This is a genomic window from Microcystis sp. M113S1, from assembly GCF_020246945.1.
Classification (GTDB): Bacteria; Cyanobacteriota; Cyanobacteriia; order Cyanobacteriales; family Microcystaceae; genus Microcystis.
The window spans coordinates 22,399-40,141 of the sequence record NZ_JADBSA010000034.1; the positions used below are offsets into that span (position 1 = coordinate 22,399).

Sequence of the window (17,743 nt, forward strand, 5' to 3'; positions counted from 1 at the left end):
CTTAAATTCTCGTAATCGGTAAACGTAGCCAATCGCTTAACTGTTGTGCCAACCAATCTAATTCGGCTTCGCTAACATCTTCACTAGCAGTGATAATATATTCTCGATGGTTGGCAATGAGAACCAGACAAGGAGGAATAATATTAACATTTTCTCCCTGCATAGTGACAGTAACATTGCGACGAATAAGACTAGAGATTTCGGAACTAGCAGCATCGGCAGTTAGTTTAAATTTCAGCCCCCAGAGTTTTTGGTAGAGAGAAACTTTTTTGGGGGTAATTTTTAACTCTAGTTCTCCCTGCCAAAAAGATTTCCATAACTGCCAAGATAAACTAGAGGAGATTAAATTGAGCAGAAAAATTAGGATAATCGGGATTAAAAAAGCGACCAGTTTGAGATCATAAATAGCGACTATGGTTAAGAGAATGATGGTAAAAAATAGGGATGGTAAAAACTGTCTTAACTGGGTTTTGAGATTATTGAAAAACTTTTGTTTGGTTTTACTAGCGATTTTTATTTGCAGGAGATTATCTTTTTTATAAACAGTAACTTCGCTGCCGTAGGGTTTGGTCAGATTGCCAATAGATACTAGGATCAATTGACAACTATATAAGCTGGCTAAAGCTTCTGTCACCGAACGAAAATGAGAGTCTGGGGGGGAGTTTGATAATCTTTTTAACCAATAGATGAAAAAAGCACTTAGATTAGTTTTTTGCTCAAAGTTTTCGGGTATGTAACGATGCTTAACCCCCGTGGCTAAACTAATCAAAGTTTTGCCTATATCCTGTAAGTCCCTGGTGGGAGAATCGGAATCAAAGGCAAAATCAACTAGATAAAAACGATGGGACTGGGTATCAAAGAGGATATTACTAAGTTTTATATTGCCGTGGTTAAGGGGTACATCCTGCTGATGGAGATAGGAGAGAATCTCCAAGAGATATTTGGCAATTTGTTTTAGATCTTGTTCGGCTAACAAATAACTGGAGCTAACATAGTTTTCTAAAGGTTGCGCTGATAAATAAGGCCGGACAATAGCGATGATTTGTTCTTGGGATGAATCTATCTCAAAGCTATCGAGATATTTCGGGAGAGATGGGTGGGAGAGTTGTCGCAACAGGGCAATTTTACCAGTTATTTCTCCGATAAACTGACTCCCTTGCCCCCTAGGAACAGAAATAAGTTTAATGATAACTAACTCGTTGGTGTGTCTGTCCCTAGCTAAGATAGTTTTTTTTCCCAGTAACTGTTGGACTTGATAACGACTATGGAGAACTCGATCGAGCATGGGGGAGGATGGAGTAAGTAGTATCTCTAGGATAGCTCACTCTGGAAACTATAGCCCCCATCTTTAGCATCCTTTTAATATTTTAACAATTGATTAAAAATTGCCGCTTTACCTAGAAAGAATTGCTAGGCCAGTCCTATTTGAGTTATTTTAATTATCTATTCGCCAAGGCTGCCGGCAAGGGGAGAGCAAAAGGGAACGGTGAGCATTTCTAAGACTGCCATGACTTTTTCTTGTTGGTTAATTGCCTAGGAATCCTAACGGATTGCTGAACATATTACTGTCTTAACCATGTTTTCAGTTTTAGCGAACACTCACGCCTAATTGTAGCATTTTTATCGATTTTTGTCAAGATATATTTGACATTTTTTTATCTTATTTATTTGACAGGATTTATTAGAAAAAGGGTTTCTTTTAGAAACCCTTTTTCTGCCTTTCAACTAATCCTATTTGACCTAATAGGTAAGGTTTTTCGTACGAAGAATTGCCTGGTGGGACTGCTCCTGACAAGTTTCCAACTAATCCTATTTGACCTAATAGGTAAGGGTTTGGTGTCGTCGCTTTCTTAGTCTCCACTGTTCCTGCGCTTCGTTTCCAACTAATCCTATTTGACCTAATAGGTAAGGAAAAATGAGGGTCAAAATCCATACCTAAAACTCTCACATGGTTTCCAACTAATCCTATTTGACCTAATAGGTAAGGAGTACCCCTTGGAAAGTCTCATCGAGAGGGGAAGACAGACCCCCAAATCGACGCATCTCCAAAAAGGTGGTAGTGGGGGGGTAAAAGTCCCGATACCAAAGGGTAGAACCCTGACGGGGAGAGCAATCGACACACGTCAACCAGAGAATCGGGGTTTTGGGAGTCGGGGAGAGGCTGCATCGATTTTCAGCCAAGAGTTCTTGGACAAGCTAGATGATATAAATAGTTGGGGGTGGTTGAGGAGGAGAACCTCCCATCACCAACACCCTAGAGACTGCTTCTTCGGAAATCCCATAGAAGCGTACATCATCCTCTTGAGGATTGACCCTTTCTACTACTTTAGCGTACAGTTTCCGCATCTCGATGTGTAATTAATTTTGCTTAACTAATTATCTGTAATTAATTGTCTAGCTACTTATTAGGGAGGGTAGCGGGGGTTCGAGTTTTTTTAAGGATTTTTTAACCCCAAAAATCCCCCGATTCCGGCGAGTCATCAGTATCATGGATAGCAACAACAAGTTTTAGGTCTAATCCGATAAAAATCATGACCTACCTATCTCCTAAATTATTCACTTTTGAAGACTTTTTAAACCAGTATGGAGATGACCCACGCTATCAATTAATTGACGGGGATTTGCGAGACATGGAACCCACTGGACCTCAGGAATCCGTAGCGGGAAAAATCGCAGGAAGACTGTGGGGAGAAATCTTGCGATTACATCTACCCTGGACAATTCCTAAAAACTGTTTGCTCCGTCCAGAATCCGGTCAAGCTACTGCTTTACGTCCCGATGTCATCATTTTGGATGAAGTGGACTTTAGCACCGAACCTCTCTGGGAAAAACAACCAATTTTAACTAGCTCCCCAGCAATTAAATTAGTGGTAGAAGTGGTTAGTAGTAATTGGCAAGATGATTATGCACGCAAAGTTGAAGAATACTCATCTTTGGGTATTGCTGAATATTGGATTGTCGATTTTCGTGGATTGGGTGGCATCTCTTTTATCGGTAAACCCAAACAGCCTACCCTGACCATTTGTCAGCTAGAAGACGATGAATATCAACAAAAGTTATATCGTCTTTATGAGCGCATTAGTTCGGCAGTTTTTCCGGAATTGTCTCTCTGTCTTCTCGATATTATGCCCTAACTTTCTAGCAAAAATATGCTGACCTCTCTGCAAAATGTCCTGAGTAATCTTCGTCAATCTCCCTACAATATTTTTTTTAATCCCCTCACCAATACTGGATTGGCCATCGCCGCTATTTTAGCACTAATTGCCGATCAATTTGGCCAGGGATACTATCTAATTTTTCTGATTACTTTGGCTCTAGTTATCATCGGTATCTGGCGAGAATCTCAGAAATACGACCTCTATAAACATCAAGCGATTCCTTTACCGATAGTGATTAAAATTGCTAATCCTGCCGATAGTAATAAAGCTCTGCAATCACTTTTTAATATCATCGAAACAGAAAATAAATACAAGGATCATAAAAATAATCTCGACAAGTATCTCAATATTAGCGAAACAGATTTAATTTTTAACTATTCCTGTGATATTTATGATCAAGAAATGCTGAAAGCTTTTCTGCAAATACTACGCTATAATCTAGAGAAACTTAAGAAAAAAACTCCCCAAAATACTATTATTTATCTTGCCTATATCGGACCGATTAGCGTCGCTATTATGGTCGGTACTATTCTCGCTACCGAAGGAGTAAAAATCTTTCAATATAATAAATCTTCTGATAGTTATTATCCTGTGGTGGAAATTAGCGATCGCAAACTAAAAGAAGGTATTAAGGAATACGAAAAATTTGAGGGTACTGTCACCGAAAAAGGTCAAGATAGAGTAACTATAGCCATCGATGTTTCTTCCCATAAAATAAATCTTAATGATGAGAGTATTGAAAACTACGGCGATTTAATTTATCTGAAAAGTAAAGGCAGTGGTACAATCGAAAGAAATGAAGATTGGCTACAATATTCTAGAGAAATCTTTACCACTATCAACATCACTCAACAAAACAACTATCAAGAGATTAAGCTAGTTTATTCTATACCTATAACTTTGGGAATACTTGTCGGAATGTCCGTTCAACAATACTGGCCAATTCTCCTAACTCAATACGAAAATTCTACCTACAGAAATCTTATTAATCTTCAGGAATTTAAACTTTATCGAGGACAATAAAGATAAAATGACCTATACTGTAATTACCTTTGCTCCTGTGCAAGGATTCATCGAAAAATCCCGTAAACTAAGAGATTTATACGGTGGTTCTTTTTTATTATCCTATCTTGCCGATGCTATCTGTCAGGCAGCGGATCAATATCCTGAATGTAGCCTTATTTCTCCCGCTTTAATTGAGGTTAAAAGAGGAACTCCCAACCAAATCTTAATTGCGGGTAATTTTCCCAAAAAAGAGGCCGAACAAGTCTTCAATGACTCATGGCAAAAAGTGGTTAATAAGTGTCGGGTTTGGATTGAACAAAATCTGCCACAATACAATTATACTTGGCGACGAGAATGGAACCTATGGATTAATCATACTTGGGAATTCTTCTGGGTGCAAGAAGACTCGATCGATTGTGCGTTTAAAAGTCTGCAACAGAAAAAATATCAACGGGATTGGACGGGAATTAATTGGCAAGGAGAAAGTTCTAGCTTATCTGGTTCTGATGCCATTGTTTGGTATGGAATGACGGATCAAACCCATCCTTTATATTCTAGTATCTCCCAACAAAATCAGCAAATTACCGAATTTTATCAGCAATTAAGTCAAAAACTTTCTGAGGCTATTCTCGATGAAAACGAACGTCTTAGCATTCCCGAATTAGTCAAACGCATGATTACATTATATGATATTGGCAAGCCTTTAAACCTAGAACTTCCTAAAAAATTTGTGGAACTAAATCGCTACGAGGAAAAATTCTATACAGGATGGTTTCAAGGGGACGGTGACGGGATGGGAACCTACCTAAAAAATCTGTCCATCTCCTCAAGAAAAGAATTTAGTCAAAGAATGCGACAATGGGGAGAAGAACTAGAAAATTATCTTAACTTTGGTCGCATTATTTATGCGGGAGGAGATGACTTTTTAGGAGTTTTGTTTCGACAAAAATCAGAACCAAAATTAACCCTACAAGATTGTCTCTATTGGTTTGATAAATTTCATCGAGAAATCTGGCCAAAACATGGTTATTCTCAGGATATAACTGTTAGCGTCGGTTTCGTTTGGGCAGCTTCAGGAGTTCCTCAGCGAGACATATTGCAACATTGCCGCGAAGCCGAAAAATCCGCTAAAAATCAAGGTAAAAATCGTCTAGCTGTGCGAATCCTTTTTAACAGTGGTAACTATTTAGAGTGGGTTTGTCCGTGGCAAAACTTAAAAGATATCCTCGATAGTTATTGCGATCGCAGTGGGGGTAAAAACTGGACACATTTCTATAATGATATAGCAACTTTAGAAAATCGCCGCGCTTTTACCGATGATAATCATCATATTACCAATGCAGTTTTTAACCTTTATTTTAATCAAAATATACCCATCGATATCACCTCTCACCAAGATAAAAATAACTGGGTAATTAACCTCTCCAAAGTTGCCAATCATCTCACCTAAAAATAGAAAAATGCTGCCATATCTGATCATAATTAAACCTTTGGGATTTCTCTACGGTAGCGCCGGTCCCTTTCTCTCTCCAGAAAATCTAGTCGGACGTTCAGGAAATCGTTTTCCCCCCACTGCTGCCACAGTTTCGGGACTATTTGCTCACAGTAATCCCACCAATATTCGCGATTTACAAATTGCCGGCCCTTTTTGGGCAAACAGTGAACAACCAGATAACTTTTTTGTCCCCACTCCCTTTATTTATCTAGCGAAAAAACCCCTAGCAAATTATTTTCAAGAGCAAGAAAGTAACGACAATGGGAAAATTCAACACACCTTAACATGGCAAGAAAAATGGCAAGAGAAAGACGGTAAACAAATTGAGGGAAAATTCGATCGAGATAGTTGGATTCCTATCAACCAATGGTATAATCCTCAAAAAGCCTATTGTTCCCCGTGGCAATATCATCCCCATCTCCATCCGCGTTTGTTAGAGGAGCAAAGAAAGGTAGAAACCGGGGAATTATTCCTCGAAAATGCCGTCCAGTTACATCCAGATGCTTGTCTAGTTTATTTGGCTAATCAACCCCTAGAAAATGGCTGGTATCGCTTTGGTGGTGAATCCCATCTAGTGGAAATTAAATCACTTGAATTAAGCAGCCATCTACAGACTTTATTTAATCAAGATGTCGGTCAATATTTTGCCCTCATTACTGCCGCAATCTGGGGAACAAATCGCCTATCAACTCGCAATCCCAGCGATTGGGAATTAGAAACCCTCAACACCGAAAGACCAATAACCTATCGTTATCGATTCGGAGGAAAAGATAAATTTAAGCGCTTATCTAGGGGACGCTATGCAGTTCCCGCAGGAACAGTTTATCGCTTAAAAAACCCCTTACCATCTTGGCACAATTGGCAGGAATCTTGGTTCCCCACCGAAGGAGTTTCCCTCAAACGTTGGGGCTGCGGATTAGCTTTACCCTTAGAAAATATTGCCAAATAAAGCCTATAATTATTGAGTAGGGTAAATTAGACGAGAATAACTGATACTAAATCCGTTGAGTATAGGCTACATATCAGGACAGGCACTCATGCAAAAGGTTGAATAAATAATCAGTTTTTAATAACCAGATTTAGTATGATAGCTATGGCAAAACTAAAAACCAGATTTCCTCGAAAAGCTTTATTAGGTTATCGAAAAAGTGGTAATAATCAAAGCTCACAAATTAGCGAAAATAAAATGCTGTGTATGTTTTTGATTTTTTGGTAGAAGATGCCTTTAAAAACCCTTCTTCTCTTACTCCTTATACAGAGGAAATGGCTAAAGAAATGGATGAATTATTAAAGGGTGTTGAAATTGATTGGGACTAAACGTATAGCTTTGCGCTGCCCTAATAGTCTAAATACCACCATAAAATATTAACAAAATCTTAGAAAATCCTGACATTAATGTTAACCTAGTTTAGAATAATCCCTAAGCATCTAAAATACTCACTTTTACCCAAAAATGTATCACAAAAGTTATGGCATACTTGAAACCCTAGCACCGCTTCATGTGGGAGCAACCGCAGGAGAAGAAACAGGTAATCTTAACCTCATTTTTCGCGATCAATTTACCCAAACAGCAATTATCCCCGGTAGTTCTATTCGCGGCCGTTTTCGTGCCGATATGAACAATATAGATGAAAAACGTACATGGTACGGACACGAAGCAATCCCAGGACAAGAAGACGGAGGAACCACCGAAGCAAAAGTTAAATTTGAATATGCTTCCCTCGTTTGGTTGCCGGTATTTTGTCCAGGACAGCCGATAGTTTGGGTCACTTCTCCCCTATTATTAAAACGCTACAAACAAATCACGGGAATCTCTGCAAAAGTACCCAATCCTTATACTGCTTCCCCTAGCTTACAAGCGCGAGTAGTGCAGGGAGTTAACCGCAATAGCAAAGTTTTATTTTTTAACTTAGGATTTCTCGAAATTGAACACTTAGAGGAGCTTTCTTCGTGGATTCCCTCGCAAGCGGATTTAAAAGCTTCTCAATTAGTCGTCGTTGATGATAACGATATATCCATGCTGCACGATATGGCACTCTACCGACAAAGCCGGGTTAAACTACTAGAAGATCAGAAAAAAGTCGATACAGAAAAGGGAGCTTTTTTCAATGTGGAAGCTTTACCCGTGGGTAGTGTTTTAGTTTTTCCCATTGCTTGCAAAGAAACAGGATGGCAACCTTTTGGAGAATCGGTAAACCAAAAAGAATTATATTTCGGAGGATTAGAATCCATCGGTTTTGGTCGTTGCCAAGTTACTATTTTAAACTACGCTAATCAATAATTACATTTTATCTAATATTATGGCTTGGAAAGAATACAATCTCGATCGCATTGCTCAGAAATTAGTTCTGGCTGCCAAACTACGAGACCGAGATTCTCTCAATCAATCTTTTAAAATGCGTGAATCCGTTTCCTATGGACTAGAAAGATTTTGGGGTGAACATCTGCGCTTACAATCTAAGGAACCCAATAAAGCACAATACTGGAAAGAAACTTGGGATAAATTAGTCGAAACCATGGCAGAAGCTGGGATTCCTATCCCTAACGATACCGTACAGGTAAATGATACCAAATCCGTTCAAGCAATGGCAAAAAAACTCTGGGAATTAAAGCTAGAAGACCAGAGAATTACCCTCGCTGTTTTAACGCAACTATGCGATTGTTTAGTTTGGTGGACCCAAAGATATAAAGGAACAAAGGAGCGATAAATTATATGGTTAATATTCCCGATATTGGTAACAAAATTCCCCTGATGTTTCGCGCACAAACCAAAGGGCGATCGCAACTACAATATATTGATTCTGAAAAAGATGAAAATCATAGCCAAAGATGGGTAAAAGAATGGATAGAAAGGGTCGATGAAAATTCTCCCCAATTTGGTGAGGAAGTAAAAACCAAAGAATATCAAATCTCGTGGCGATTCGTCACTAATGGGGGACAAGATGAAGGAATAATTCGGCCTGTAATGGGTGCTTATGGCATACCATTTTATCCCGGTTCCAGCATGAAAGGAGCCTTTTGTCAAGCTTGCACCCCCGAACAAAAACAACGTTATCACCTCGAAAAAGATAGCGATAACCCTAGTCTTTTGCGCTTCCATGGCGGTTATCCCGTTAATGATTGGACGGAAAATCTTTTAGATATTGTTCACCCGCAACAGGGATGGCAAGTAAAAACCCAAAACACTCGACAAAAACCCGGTGGAGAAAGTGGTTTTGCTTTAATTTCCCTCTATCAACCTACCCTAAAATTTGGCATTTCTAGCTTAATAGAACAACCGGATTGGGAGGAGATTTGGACTATCTGGGAAAGAGCTTTAGAATCTGGTCTAGGATGCCGTGTTAGTAGCGGTTACGGCTTGCCAAAACACATTAAACCTTCAAAAGAACCTTTATATAAATGTTTTCTGAAAGGGCAAGGAATGGCTCCTAAAAGCCTCGATGGTGAAAAGGAATTTCGACCCAATATTTTTCGAGGAGCAATTCGCAGTCATGCCTTGCGTATTTTTGGCGGTTTAACTGATGCTAAAAATGCCGAAAAATTAGTTAATCAGCTATTTGGAGGAATTGACAGAGAAGCAACCCAAGGTTTACTAGCGATCGATTTTCGTGTTAACTCTCTAGAGTTAGGAACCTTTACCAATGGTTACAACGAACCCACCTACACAGTAACAGGAGAATTGCGCTGGATTATCACCCAATCTCTCCCCGAAAACCAGCAAGAATGCTTAAAAAAATTAATTCGTTTCCTCACTCGTTTTGCTATGTTATTAGGAGGATTTGGTAAATCGTGGCGACGAGCAGATCATAGTATTTTCTATGAGGATTATTATCCTAATAAACCCTTAATTGGCTGTCATTGGCAATGGGGGGATAAAAGTTCTTTAATCAACGATAATAAAGTCAGAGATTTAACTCACGTTCATCCTTTTATCAAAGATGTTCGCACTATTGCTAAAGAATGGATGACCTTACAAAATATCCCCATCACTCCCAATAATAGTGCTAACTGGCGAGAAAGTTGGCATCCTAAAAAAGTCGAGGTTTGGGGAAGAATTGCTGAAGATAAAGATGATTCCCTAGCCATCAAATGGCTTCACAAAGCCTATCAAAAACTGGATAATTTAAGTATCTATAAAACCTCGGTGACAGGAAGTATCAATCAAATTGGTCGTCTTTGGCATCGAATGTATCCCCAAAATAATCATCAATACCTAGAATTGTTAACAATTTTTCCTGATGACTCTGATGATTGTGCTTATTTTCTAGGTTTTCTAGACGAGAATAATGGTAAAGAGAGCAAATTTCAAAAACTTTGGCCGAAATAATCCCGTTTATAGTTAAGTACCGCGCGCAAAATTAATTACACATTTCGATAAAGCTTTTGCCTTTTACCTCGACCAGATGCGGAAACTATACGCTAAAGTAGTAGAAAGGGTCAATCCTCAAAAGGATGATGTACGCTTCTATGGGATTTCCGAAGAAGCAGTCTCTAGGGTGTTGGTGATGGGAGGTTCTCCTCCTCAACCACCCCCAACTGTCTATATCAACTAGCTTGTCCCCCAACTCTTGGCTGAAAATCGATGCAGCCTCTCCCCGACTCCCAAAACCCCGATTCTCTGGTTGAGGTGTGTCGATTGCTCTCCCCGTCAGGGTTCTACCCTTTGGTATCGGGACTTTTACCCCCCCACTACCACCTTTTTACCCTATGGATTGCAGGTGCGTCGATTTGGGTGTCTGTCTTCCCCTGTCGATAAGGCTTTCCAAGGGGTACTCCTTACCTATTAGGTCAAATAGGATTAGTTGGAAACTTTGGTATGTAACCATTATAGCAGTGTTTTGACGGTCGGCCTTACCTATTAGGTCAAATGGGATTAGTTGGAAACGGGAAGGTCATTTCCAGGTTCTCCAAAAGGCAAAACCACCCTTACCTATTAGGTCAAATAGGATTAGTTGGAAACAACTCACCATCGACGGTGAGGTTAGAACAACTGGTTCCCGGGATACCCTTACCTATTAGGTCAAATAGGATTAGTTGGAAACTGAAAATTTTGGGGATTGGCCAACACGATAGCCGTGGAAACCATCCCTTACCTATTAGGTCAAATAGGATTAGTTGGAAACGGGCTTGTTATGGAACTTGTAAAATACAAGTATTCCGGCCCTTACCTATTAGGTCAAATAGGATTATTTGGAAACGTAATTGAGACATTGCGCTTTGGTGCTTTGACTCCCGCCCAACCGCGACAGCCTTACCTATTAGGTCAAATAGGATTAGTTGGAAAACAGAAAAAGGGTTTCTAAAAGAAACCCTTTTTCTAATAAATTGTGTCAAATATATCTTGACAAAAATCGATAAAAATGTTAGAATCTAACGGCAATCTTCGCTTTATTGCATGAGTAGAAAAGGGGTTTCTCGGAGAAACCCGTTTTCTGCGATCGCTGGTCAAGGAAAAACCCAATAATTTCCCCTATTCCCTGGGATCAAAATCTGGCAGCGTCCCCAGCTTGCGAATGGTTACTTTAACATCCATAGACAAAAAGTCATCAGCATCACCAAACCAAGAACCGGAAAGAGGTATGATTTGACCGGGATGACGAGCGATCGCCACTCGAATTAAATCAAAGCCGGCGGTAATTTGATTCGTCGGATCATAATTACGCCAACCGGCCCCCGGTAGATAAACCTGTAACCAAGCATGGGTAGCGCCAGAGCCAGTCATCCCCACTTCCCCACCGTCGAGGGCAGCATCGTAGAGATAGCCACTGACAAAACGACAGGCTAAACCCAATCTTCGCAAAGCTTCGATCATCAACCAAGCATAATCGCGACAAGTTCCCGACTTTAGCCGCAGGGTTTCTCCGGGGGATTGAGTTCCTTCACTCTCCCTGGATTGGTAGGTAAAATTATCTTTGATAGCCGCCATCATTCTTGCCATGACATCGAGGGTATCATCTTGGTCCCCCGCTACAAAACTTTTGGCCCAAGCTGCCAGGCTGCCGTCGGCATCCTCAGCGTGGGGACGCATAAACGCCACTAGATCTAACCATTCATCGGGGGTGTACTGGATGGGAATTTCGATCGCCCGTTGATCGAGGGGAAAATCAGCGATCGCTTTTAAACCAAAATGTTCCGCCCTTAATCGACAGTTAACGATTAATTCTGACGCTGGTTCAGTAAATTCAAGCTCTACCACGTTGTTAGATAGAGTATCCATAGTCCAGCGCGTTTTAGCGGCAATATTCGCCTCCACAGAATAACTGATAATTCTTTCACCGTGACCGGCACTAGGCAAAAAAATCGCCCGATGTTCCCCAAAAGTTACCGGCCTACGATAATGATAGCTGGTGATGTGTTCCAAGTCGTAGATGACACTCATCCTGATTGTCCTTGATAAAGTAGCTGGTTATAATTAAATTGAAGATGGTTCTCCCTTGATCCCCCCTTAATCCCCCCTTAATAAGGGGAGTATCTGACAATTTTTAACACCCACCCACTCAGTCACTGATAACTGATAACTGATAACTGAAATGACCTTTGACCCGTTCCTCGATCGAGCTTGGAATACCGAAGACCTAGAACAAGCGCTTCGAGGTGTCGGCACTATTCAAGAAGAACTCAACTATAATCAGGCGCGCAATTCTCTGAGCAAACTTGTTGAGCGTCTGGATCTTACCTCGATCGAGAAAATTGGTCTAGAAGCGGAGATTGAGCGCCTAGTGGGACTGCTAGAAAAACTCGATCGATCCCTGATTCAAATTGCCGCTTTTGGTCTGGTGGGCCGGGGAAAATCCTCGATTTTAAATGCTCTGGTCGGTCAAGAAATCTTTACAACCGGTCCTCTACACGGAGTTACCCGCACCATTAAAGGGGTAAATTGGCAGTTAAGCAGCGATGATACTTTCCCCAATCTAGCGCGTCTGACCCTGAACGGCCATGGTAATGCTCAGGTGCAATTGCTTGATACTCCCGGTATTGATGAGGTAGATGGGCAAACGAGGGAAATTCTCGCCTGTCAGGTGGCGCAGCAGGTGGATTTAATCCTTTTTATCATCTCCGGTGATATGACCAAAGTGGAATTTTCCGCCCTGGCCAAGTTGCGGGAAGCGGGAAAACCGATGATTTTGGTCTTTAATAAAATCGATCAGTATCCCGAAGTCGATCGCCTCGCTATCTATGAGAAAATCGCCTCAGAACGGGTGAAAGAATTACTCTCCCCCGATGAGATTGTTATGGTGGCGGCCTCTCCCCTCCTGGCGGAGATGGTTAAAGGGCAGGATGGGCGGCTAAAAACGCAACGATTTCGAGGAAAACCCCAGATAGAAGCCCTGAAACTCAAAATTTTGGAAATTCTAGAGCGAGAGGGTAAATCGCTGGTAGCACTCAATTCTATGCTGTATGCAGACGAGGTAAACGAGCAAATTGTCGCCCGCAAAATGGCTATCCGTGATCGCGGTGCTAATCAATTGATTCAAAAAGCAGTGATGATCAAAGCATCGGCGATCGCTCTTAATCCGGTGACGGTGTTGGATCTGTTTACGGGAGCAGTTATCGATCTGGCTATGATTCTCGCTCTTTCTCGCTTATACGGCATCGATTTAACTCGTCAGGGGGCGATCGCTCTTTTACAAAAAATTGCCCTCAATATGGGAGGCATTAGTGCCAGCGAATTTTTAGCGGTTTTGGGCTTAAGTTCCCTAAAAGGACTGCTTGGCCTCTCAATTCCTGCCACTGGCGGCATTTCTCTCCTTCCCTATACTTCGATCGCCCTAACTCAAGCGGGAGTCGCCGGTGTATCCTGTTACGCGATCGGCCAAGTGACGAAAACCTATCTCGCTAATGGGGCCACTTGGGGACCCGATGGCCCGAAGGCAGTGGTAGCCAGTATTCTCGATTCCCTCGATGAAACCTCGATTCTCAACCGGATTAAGCGGGAATTAGGCTCAAAATTAGGGGGTGGGGGTTAGGAGAAGTGGAAATTATGAATTATGAATTATGAATTAGGGAGTGGGGAAGTGGGGAAGTGGGGAAATTTCAACTAAAACCCTAAAACCCCAACACCCCAACACCCTATCTCCTGACGACCGACTCCTAACGGTTGATCACTGATAACTGATCACTGACTAGATCAATCCAAGAAATGCTTACTATGGACGATCGCCGCTATAATAACTACTGACCCTTGAATTTGATAGATCAGACGATAGGAGTAGGCAGACTTTTCTCGGATGGTATCATCGCTAAATTCGGCGCATTTTTTCGCTTCTAGGGGACAATTTTCTAAAGAATAGCTGATATCAAGAATTCGGCGCACGACGGCCGCCGCGTAGGAAGGGGAATCCCGACTAATATAAGATGCGATCGCATCCACGTCTTCAATTGCTTTGGGCGACCAGACAAGGCGATAATTCACTCGATCAGCCATTTGTTTAAAAGACCCTCAACTTCTTCTTGGGGGATTGTATTCTCTAGAGAGCCAGCGTTCAAACTTTGACGCACTTTCTCTAGAACGTATAAATGATACTGAATATCTTCAATTGAACAATCATCGGGTAATTGATTCAAGAGGGATTCAACTTTTTGTCTAATGCTATTCATACAAGTTTGACCGAAGTTTTTAAGGAAAAGTATAAATTTAAGTTATCTATCAACTATCATCTATCATTTATCATCGGATAGAAAATTATAGTTACGCATCCTATCCTAAGCCATAGTCCCCAGAAAAGCGAGAAAAAGTTAAGAATAGATAAAGCAATTATCTAGCTTTTGTAACATTGGGGCGGGGATACTGCCAAGAATACTTAATAATTCTCCTATCTGCTCAATCTCCGCGACTTTTAGGGATTATTGACCAATAACCATCTAGCAGCCACAAGACCCCCCCAATCGCAGAAATTTTTTGTTACATTAGTTTACAGTTCCCTCAACGCCCCAGTGGGTTATTAATTTTAATGTCTTCTTCGGTTCCTTCGTCGGATTTTATCCCCTTAATCGGTCAAGAAACAGAAATCTTTAACTGGGCAAAATCCCATTATCGTAACCATACCTTTGCCAAAGATGAAAGAGTAGCCACGCGCCCCGGACTGTTATACTTTGTGGAATCTGGGGCGATTCGTATTGTTGGCAAGGCACAAGTTAACGTTATCGACCAAAAATCCCCCCGTAAACTATCTATTGCCGATAGCGAGGAAGTATTTCTCGGTTTTGTGGGTGCAGGTCAACCCTTTGAGATTTTTTCTCAATTTCCCTTTCAATTACAAGCCCAAGCTCATCTAGACCAAACCGAGTTAGTCTGGTTATACTGGGAAGATCTAGAAAAATGGCCGCAATTGCGATCGGCTGTTATGGAAACTTTTCGCCATCAATACCAGCGTAAGTTATTTTGGTTGAGTATTCTCGGTCAAAAACGCTCCCTCGATCGATTAATGGGGTTCTTGGTTCTATTATTGGAAGAATACGGTCAACCCTGTGTGGAAGGCTATTATCTTCCCTATCCCCTAACTCACGCTCAAATTGCCAGCGCCATCGGCACTACCAGAGTAACAGTAACAAGATTAATCGGTAAATTGCGACAACAAAATTCGATCTTTTTTAAGCAAGATAATCTTATCGGATTGCCCAGTTTATTTTTAAGTCAGAATTAATTTTTCTGCTGCTGGCCTTGCTGACTCAAGGTATCAATAAGTAATAGGATGAAATTAACTTCTTGGTTAGGAAAGACAGAAGGCAAGAGCTAGAAAGCTAGTTTGGCTCCAGGTTTTAAAAACCCCACACAAGAAGATTCCTATCACAAATCAGCAACGCCAGAAATCTATTATGACCGCACAAACCCCGCCATCGCTCTCCGTTCTCTACGAGGAAGATTTTGTTCTCTGGACAGAAAAAACCGCCGAACTGTTAAAGCGAAAAGAGTTTGACAGGGTGGACTGGGAAAATCTGATCGAGGAAGTCGAATGGATGGGAAAAAGTGAGCGCCAGGCCGTAGAAAGTTTATTAACTCAACTATTAATTCATCTTTTAAAACTGAGTTATTGGACAGCGGAAAGAGAACGAAACGCGCGTCATTGGCTAGGAGAAATCGCCACTTTTCGAGTACAACTGCAAAAAAAGATAAAAAACCCAACGCTGAAAAATCATGCCATCAATTCCTTCGCAGAGGCCTATTCGGACGCGAGACAAACCCTAATTGATGGGAGAATTGTCGATAAAAATGCTATTCCCCTAGAGTCTATATTGACTCTCGAACAAGTATTAGATGGGGATTGGTTCCCCATCGATATCGCACCTTTTCTTAGTTAAGATTTAATCCAGAGCGGAAGGTTAAGAGCCACTGGTACTTAGTTCGAGGTTATCTCAAAATAATTTTACCCTGCGCTTGTTCTGCTAACACTTGCTCTAGTGCCGGCTGTTCAGAAAGAGGGATATCTCCAAAGCGAATGACCGATGTTTCCTGACAAATGAGATAATCTGGATTAAGCTGCCTTAACAGAGCCTCAGCTGCAGATGCGATCGCTTGTTTAATCTCTTCATCTGAATGAGGTTGAGTCGTCTGGAAAAGATCAGATTGCATAAAAAGTCTAAGCCAATCAAAACGCTATGGTTGCATTTATTTTAACACCAAAAAAGCGATCGCACTCTAAAAACATAGCGAAATCGCCCCTAATTTAAGACTTCAATTGTTGCTCGATTTGCCAGTTTTCTATTAAACACTAACTAGCAAAGTCAAATACTGGCGTTTCAATTACCCGTTTTGGTCGCTTATTTTCCCAGATAATTTCCTGCAAGCGTTCGACAGTTTCTGGTGCAAAAAAACGCTCTCCCGTTTCTACACAGACTCTAGCGGGGACATTTTCTATAATAAAAAAATTGCCATTGATTTCAAGGGTATAGGTAACTTCTTGTTCAATTAAGATTTCTTGTCTAGAATTAGTTGACATCTGGTGTTCTCCTTGATTTAAAATCAATCCATAAATTTGGATCGGGTTCATATAGGGTAATAATTTTGAGCAAAGGGCGAGAGGGATAGCTACAATGAATGTGTAAGGCTCTATTAATTAGAGTAAATCCCAACAGTAAACAGCTTGCACCATACTTATCAGCCGGATAATCTTCAATAATTTCGCTTTGTTCCATCGCCTCCCGTAATTCTTGAACACTGATCTGACGCAGGATACTTTGATTGACAGCGTGTTGAGAAAATTCAAATTGGTTTTGTCTAACTTTTTGACGAATTTCCTCAATCATTTCTGTCATAGCCGCCTTTAATCTGGTAGTAAATATCCGTTGCTGTCATTTCGCCAAATAACTGATCTTTAATTTCTAAATAATTTAGAGGTTGGGATGCTGTTTCTCTTAGAAAGAAAGCCGCCTTTTTTAGCAATTCCCAATCTCTCTACGAGAGCTTTAACTCCCTCTTTTCTAATTTCCTCAATCTCAGGAATCGTTAAATCTGTTGGAACTTTCATAGTAATTTTTCGGCTCTCCCGTATTTGTGGTGATAAGAAAAGGTTATCTAAGGGAGGGTGTATGCCATACGCCCCTACAGAAAAGGAATTTGCCAGGCTGTACTAGGATTATAACACAAAAAGCGATCGCCCTCTACAAATATAGCGTGATCGCATCTAATTCGAGACTATAGCTTTATTCGCCATTCGCTTCGCTTTCTTATAAATACTCAATCCCGCCCTGCATTTTGTCAGGACTCAGCCTTTAGGTTAGCCTGTACTGTAGAAGCAAGAGTTTTGTTATCTCGCATTACTCTGATCAACAATCTTAAGGCTTCGTTAACCGCATCAGCAGTGGGAAACATTTCTGCGACATCAGGCTCCAAGCGCACAGTGACTCCACCAAAGCTTTTTCTTCCAGAGCCTAACTTTCTAACTCGGAGGTGCTTCAAGTCATACTCTGTCCGTAAATCATCTTCCATTTCTGGCTCATCCCTCTTCTTGACATCCTCACCGCCGTAAAACGGACGGTGATTCCCAAACCTCACGATTTGGGTTTCTGCTTCTTTCCCTTGCGGGGTTCCGCACCTGCCTTAACAGATTTACTCTGTTCTGGTCTTATGGTCGCTCTACAGACTGAC

Annotated in this window: 21 protein-coding genes and 1 pseudogene; 12 read left to right on the top strand and 10 right to left on the bottom strand. The window is 41.1% G+C overall.

Going from position 1 to position 17,743, the window contains the following annotated elements; genetic code table 11:
• Position 1 precedes the first annotated feature (1 nt).
• Positions 2-1,285 (bottom strand): protein kinase domain-containing protein, encoded by a 1,284-nt coding sequence (locus IM319_RS02245; protein WP_287674942.1) that lies wholly within the window; start codon positions 1,283-1,285, stop codon positions 2-4.
• Positions 1,286-2,196: 911 nt separating this feature from the next.
• A complete protein-coding gene (locus tag IM319_RS02250; protein WP_200868376.1) occupies positions 2,197-2,346 on the bottom strand; it encodes a hypothetical protein in 150 nt (49 codons plus the stop codon).
• A gap of 185 nt (positions 2,347-2,531) precedes the next feature.
• On the opposite strand from IM319_RS02250, the gene IM319_RS02255 reads away from it, so the two are divergent.
• The 9 genes from IM319_RS02255 (at position 2,532) to IM319_RS02295 (ending at position 10,211) form a co-directional block, all read left to right on the top strand.
• The gene (locus tag IM319_RS02255; protein ID WP_287734458.1) at positions 2,532-3,134 is read left to right on the top strand and encodes a Uma2 family endonuclease; all 603 of its coding nucleotides are present in this window, start codon (positions 2,532-2,534) and stop codon (positions 3,132-3,134) included.
• Positions 3,135-3,149: 15 nt separating this feature from the next.
• A complete protein-coding gene (locus tag IM319_RS02260) occupies positions 3,150-4,181 on the top strand; it encodes an SAVED domain-containing protein (RefSeq protein ID WP_287734460.1) in 1,032 nt (343 codons plus the stop codon).
• Between the two features lie 7 nt (positions 4,182-4,188).
• Positions 4,189-5,613: a Cas10/Cmr2 second palm domain-containing protein gene (locus IM319_RS02265; RefSeq protein WP_287734462.1), complete on the top strand. Its 1,425-nt coding sequence runs from the start codon at positions 4,189-4,191 to the stop codon at positions 5,611-5,613.
• A gap of 10 nt (positions 5,614-5,623) precedes the next feature.
• The gene (locus IM319_RS02270; protein ID WP_287734463.1) at positions 5,624-6,607 is read left to right on the top strand and encodes a type III-B CRISPR module-associated Cmr3 family protein; all 984 of its coding nucleotides are present in this window, start codon (positions 5,624-5,626) and stop codon (positions 6,605-6,607) included.
• A 242-nt stretch (positions 6,608-6,849) separates the two neighbouring features.
• A complete protein-coding gene (locus tag IM319_RS02275; RefSeq protein ID WP_257792630.1) occupies positions 6,850-6,975 on the top strand; it encodes a hypothetical protein in 126 nt (41 codons plus the stop codon).
• 136 nt (positions 6,976-7,111) lie between these two features.
• The gene (locus IM319_RS02280; protein WP_287734464.1) at positions 7,112-7,939 is read left to right on the top strand and encodes an RAMP superfamily CRISPR-associated protein; all 828 of its coding nucleotides are present in this window, start codon (positions 7,112-7,114) and stop codon (positions 7,937-7,939) included.
• Between the two features lie 19 nt (positions 7,940-7,958).
• Positions 7,959-8,366, top strand: a complete 408-nt coding sequence (locus IM319_RS02285; RefSeq protein ID WP_287734466.1) for a hypothetical protein — start codon at positions 7,959-7,961, stop codon at positions 8,364-8,366.
• 5 nt (positions 8,367-8,371) lie between these two features.
• On the top strand, positions 8,372-9,985 hold the full coding sequence (locus tag IM319_RS02290) for an RAMP superfamily protein (protein WP_287734468.1): 1,614 nt from the start codon (positions 8,372-8,374) through the stop codon (positions 9,983-9,985).
• A 76-nt stretch (positions 9,986-10,061) separates the two neighbouring features.
• A complete protein-coding gene (locus tag IM319_RS02295) occupies positions 10,062-10,211 on the top strand; it encodes a hypothetical protein (RefSeq protein WP_287734469.1) in 150 nt (49 codons plus the stop codon).
• A 917-nt stretch (positions 10,212-11,128) separates the two neighbouring features.
• On the opposite strand, the gene IM319_RS02300 is transcribed toward IM319_RS02295, so the two are convergent.
• A complete protein-coding gene (locus IM319_RS02300; RefSeq protein ID WP_287734470.1) occupies positions 11,129-12,037 on the bottom strand; it encodes a transglutaminase family protein in 909 nt (302 codons plus the stop codon).
• A 151-nt stretch (positions 12,038-12,188) separates the two neighbouring features.
• Here IM319_RS02300 and IM319_RS02305 point away from each other — a divergent pair, with 151 nt between their 5' ends.
• Positions 12,189-13,625 carry a GTP-binding protein gene (locus tag IM319_RS02305; protein WP_287077482.1) on the top strand — a complete coding sequence of 479 codons (1,437 nt, stop codon included), beginning with the start codon at positions 12,189-12,191 and terminating at the stop codon, positions 13,623-13,625.
• 161 nt (positions 13,626-13,786) lie between these two features.
• On the opposite strand, the gene IM319_RS02310 is transcribed toward IM319_RS02305, so the two are convergent.
• Both IM319_RS02310 and IM319_RS02315 read right to left on the bottom strand, forming a co-directional pair.
• The gene (locus IM319_RS02310; RefSeq protein ID WP_286824434.1) at positions 13,787-14,083 is read right to left on the bottom strand and encodes a type II toxin-antitoxin system RelE/ParE family toxin; all 297 of its coding nucleotides are present in this window, start codon (positions 14,081-14,083) and stop codon (positions 13,787-13,789) included.
• Entirely contained in the window at positions 14,068-14,256 is a 189-nt protein-coding gene (locus IM319_RS02315; RefSeq protein ID WP_287675102.1) for a hypothetical protein, read from the bottom strand. Before IM319_RS02315 ends, IM319_RS02310 begins: the two co-directional genes overlap by 16 nt.
• Positions 14,257-14,609: 353 nt before the next feature.
• Here IM319_RS02315 and IM319_RS02320 point away from each other — a divergent pair, with 353 nt between their 5' ends.
• Positions 14,610-15,302, top strand: coding sequence for a Crp/Fnr family transcriptional regulator (locus IM319_RS02320; RefSeq protein ID WP_286824435.1), 693 nt, complete (start codon positions 14,610-14,612; stop codon positions 15,300-15,302).
• 172 nt (positions 15,303-15,474) lie between these two features.
• The gene (locus IM319_RS02325) at positions 15,475-15,957 is read left to right on the top strand and encodes a DUF29 domain-containing protein (RefSeq protein WP_287734471.1); all 483 of its coding nucleotides are present in this window, start codon (positions 15,475-15,477) and stop codon (positions 15,955-15,957) included.
• 49 nt (positions 15,958-16,006) lie between these two features.
• On the opposite strand, the gene IM319_RS02330 is transcribed toward IM319_RS02325, so the two are convergent.
• The 5 genes and pseudogenes from IM319_RS02330 to IM319_RS02350 all read right to left on the bottom strand — a co-directional run bounded on the left by IM319_RS02330 (position 16,007) and on the right by IM319_RS02350 (position 17,584).
• Positions 16,007-16,228 carry a hypothetical protein gene (locus IM319_RS02330; protein ID WP_287734472.1) on the bottom strand — a complete coding sequence of 74 codons (222 nt, stop codon included), beginning with the start codon at positions 16,226-16,228 and terminating at the stop codon, positions 16,007-16,009.
• Between the two features lie 139 nt (positions 16,229-16,367).
• Positions 16,368-16,646: a YgiT-type zinc finger protein gene (locus IM319_RS02335; protein WP_002767595.1), complete on the bottom strand. Its 279-nt coding sequence runs from the start codon at positions 16,644-16,646 to the stop codon at positions 16,368-16,370.
• Positions 16,585-16,902 carry a DUF4258 domain-containing protein gene (locus IM319_RS02340; RefSeq protein WP_002779213.1) on the bottom strand — a complete coding sequence of 106 codons (318 nt, stop codon included), beginning with the start codon at positions 16,900-16,902 and terminating at the stop codon, positions 16,585-16,587. The genes IM319_RS02335 and IM319_RS02340 overlap by 62 nt, the downstream gene beginning before the upstream one ends.
• Positions 16,895-17,123, bottom strand: a pseudogene (locus IM319_RS02345) (hypothetical protein). Before IM319_RS02345 ends, IM319_RS02340 begins: the two are co-directional and overlap by 8 nt.
• Positions 17,124-17,353: 230 nt before the next feature.
• Positions 17,354-17,584, bottom strand: a complete 231-nt coding sequence (locus IM319_RS02350; RefSeq protein ID WP_287734475.1) for a hypothetical protein — start codon at positions 17,582-17,584, stop codon at positions 17,354-17,356.
• Between the last annotated feature and the right edge of the window lie 159 nt (positions 17,585-17,743).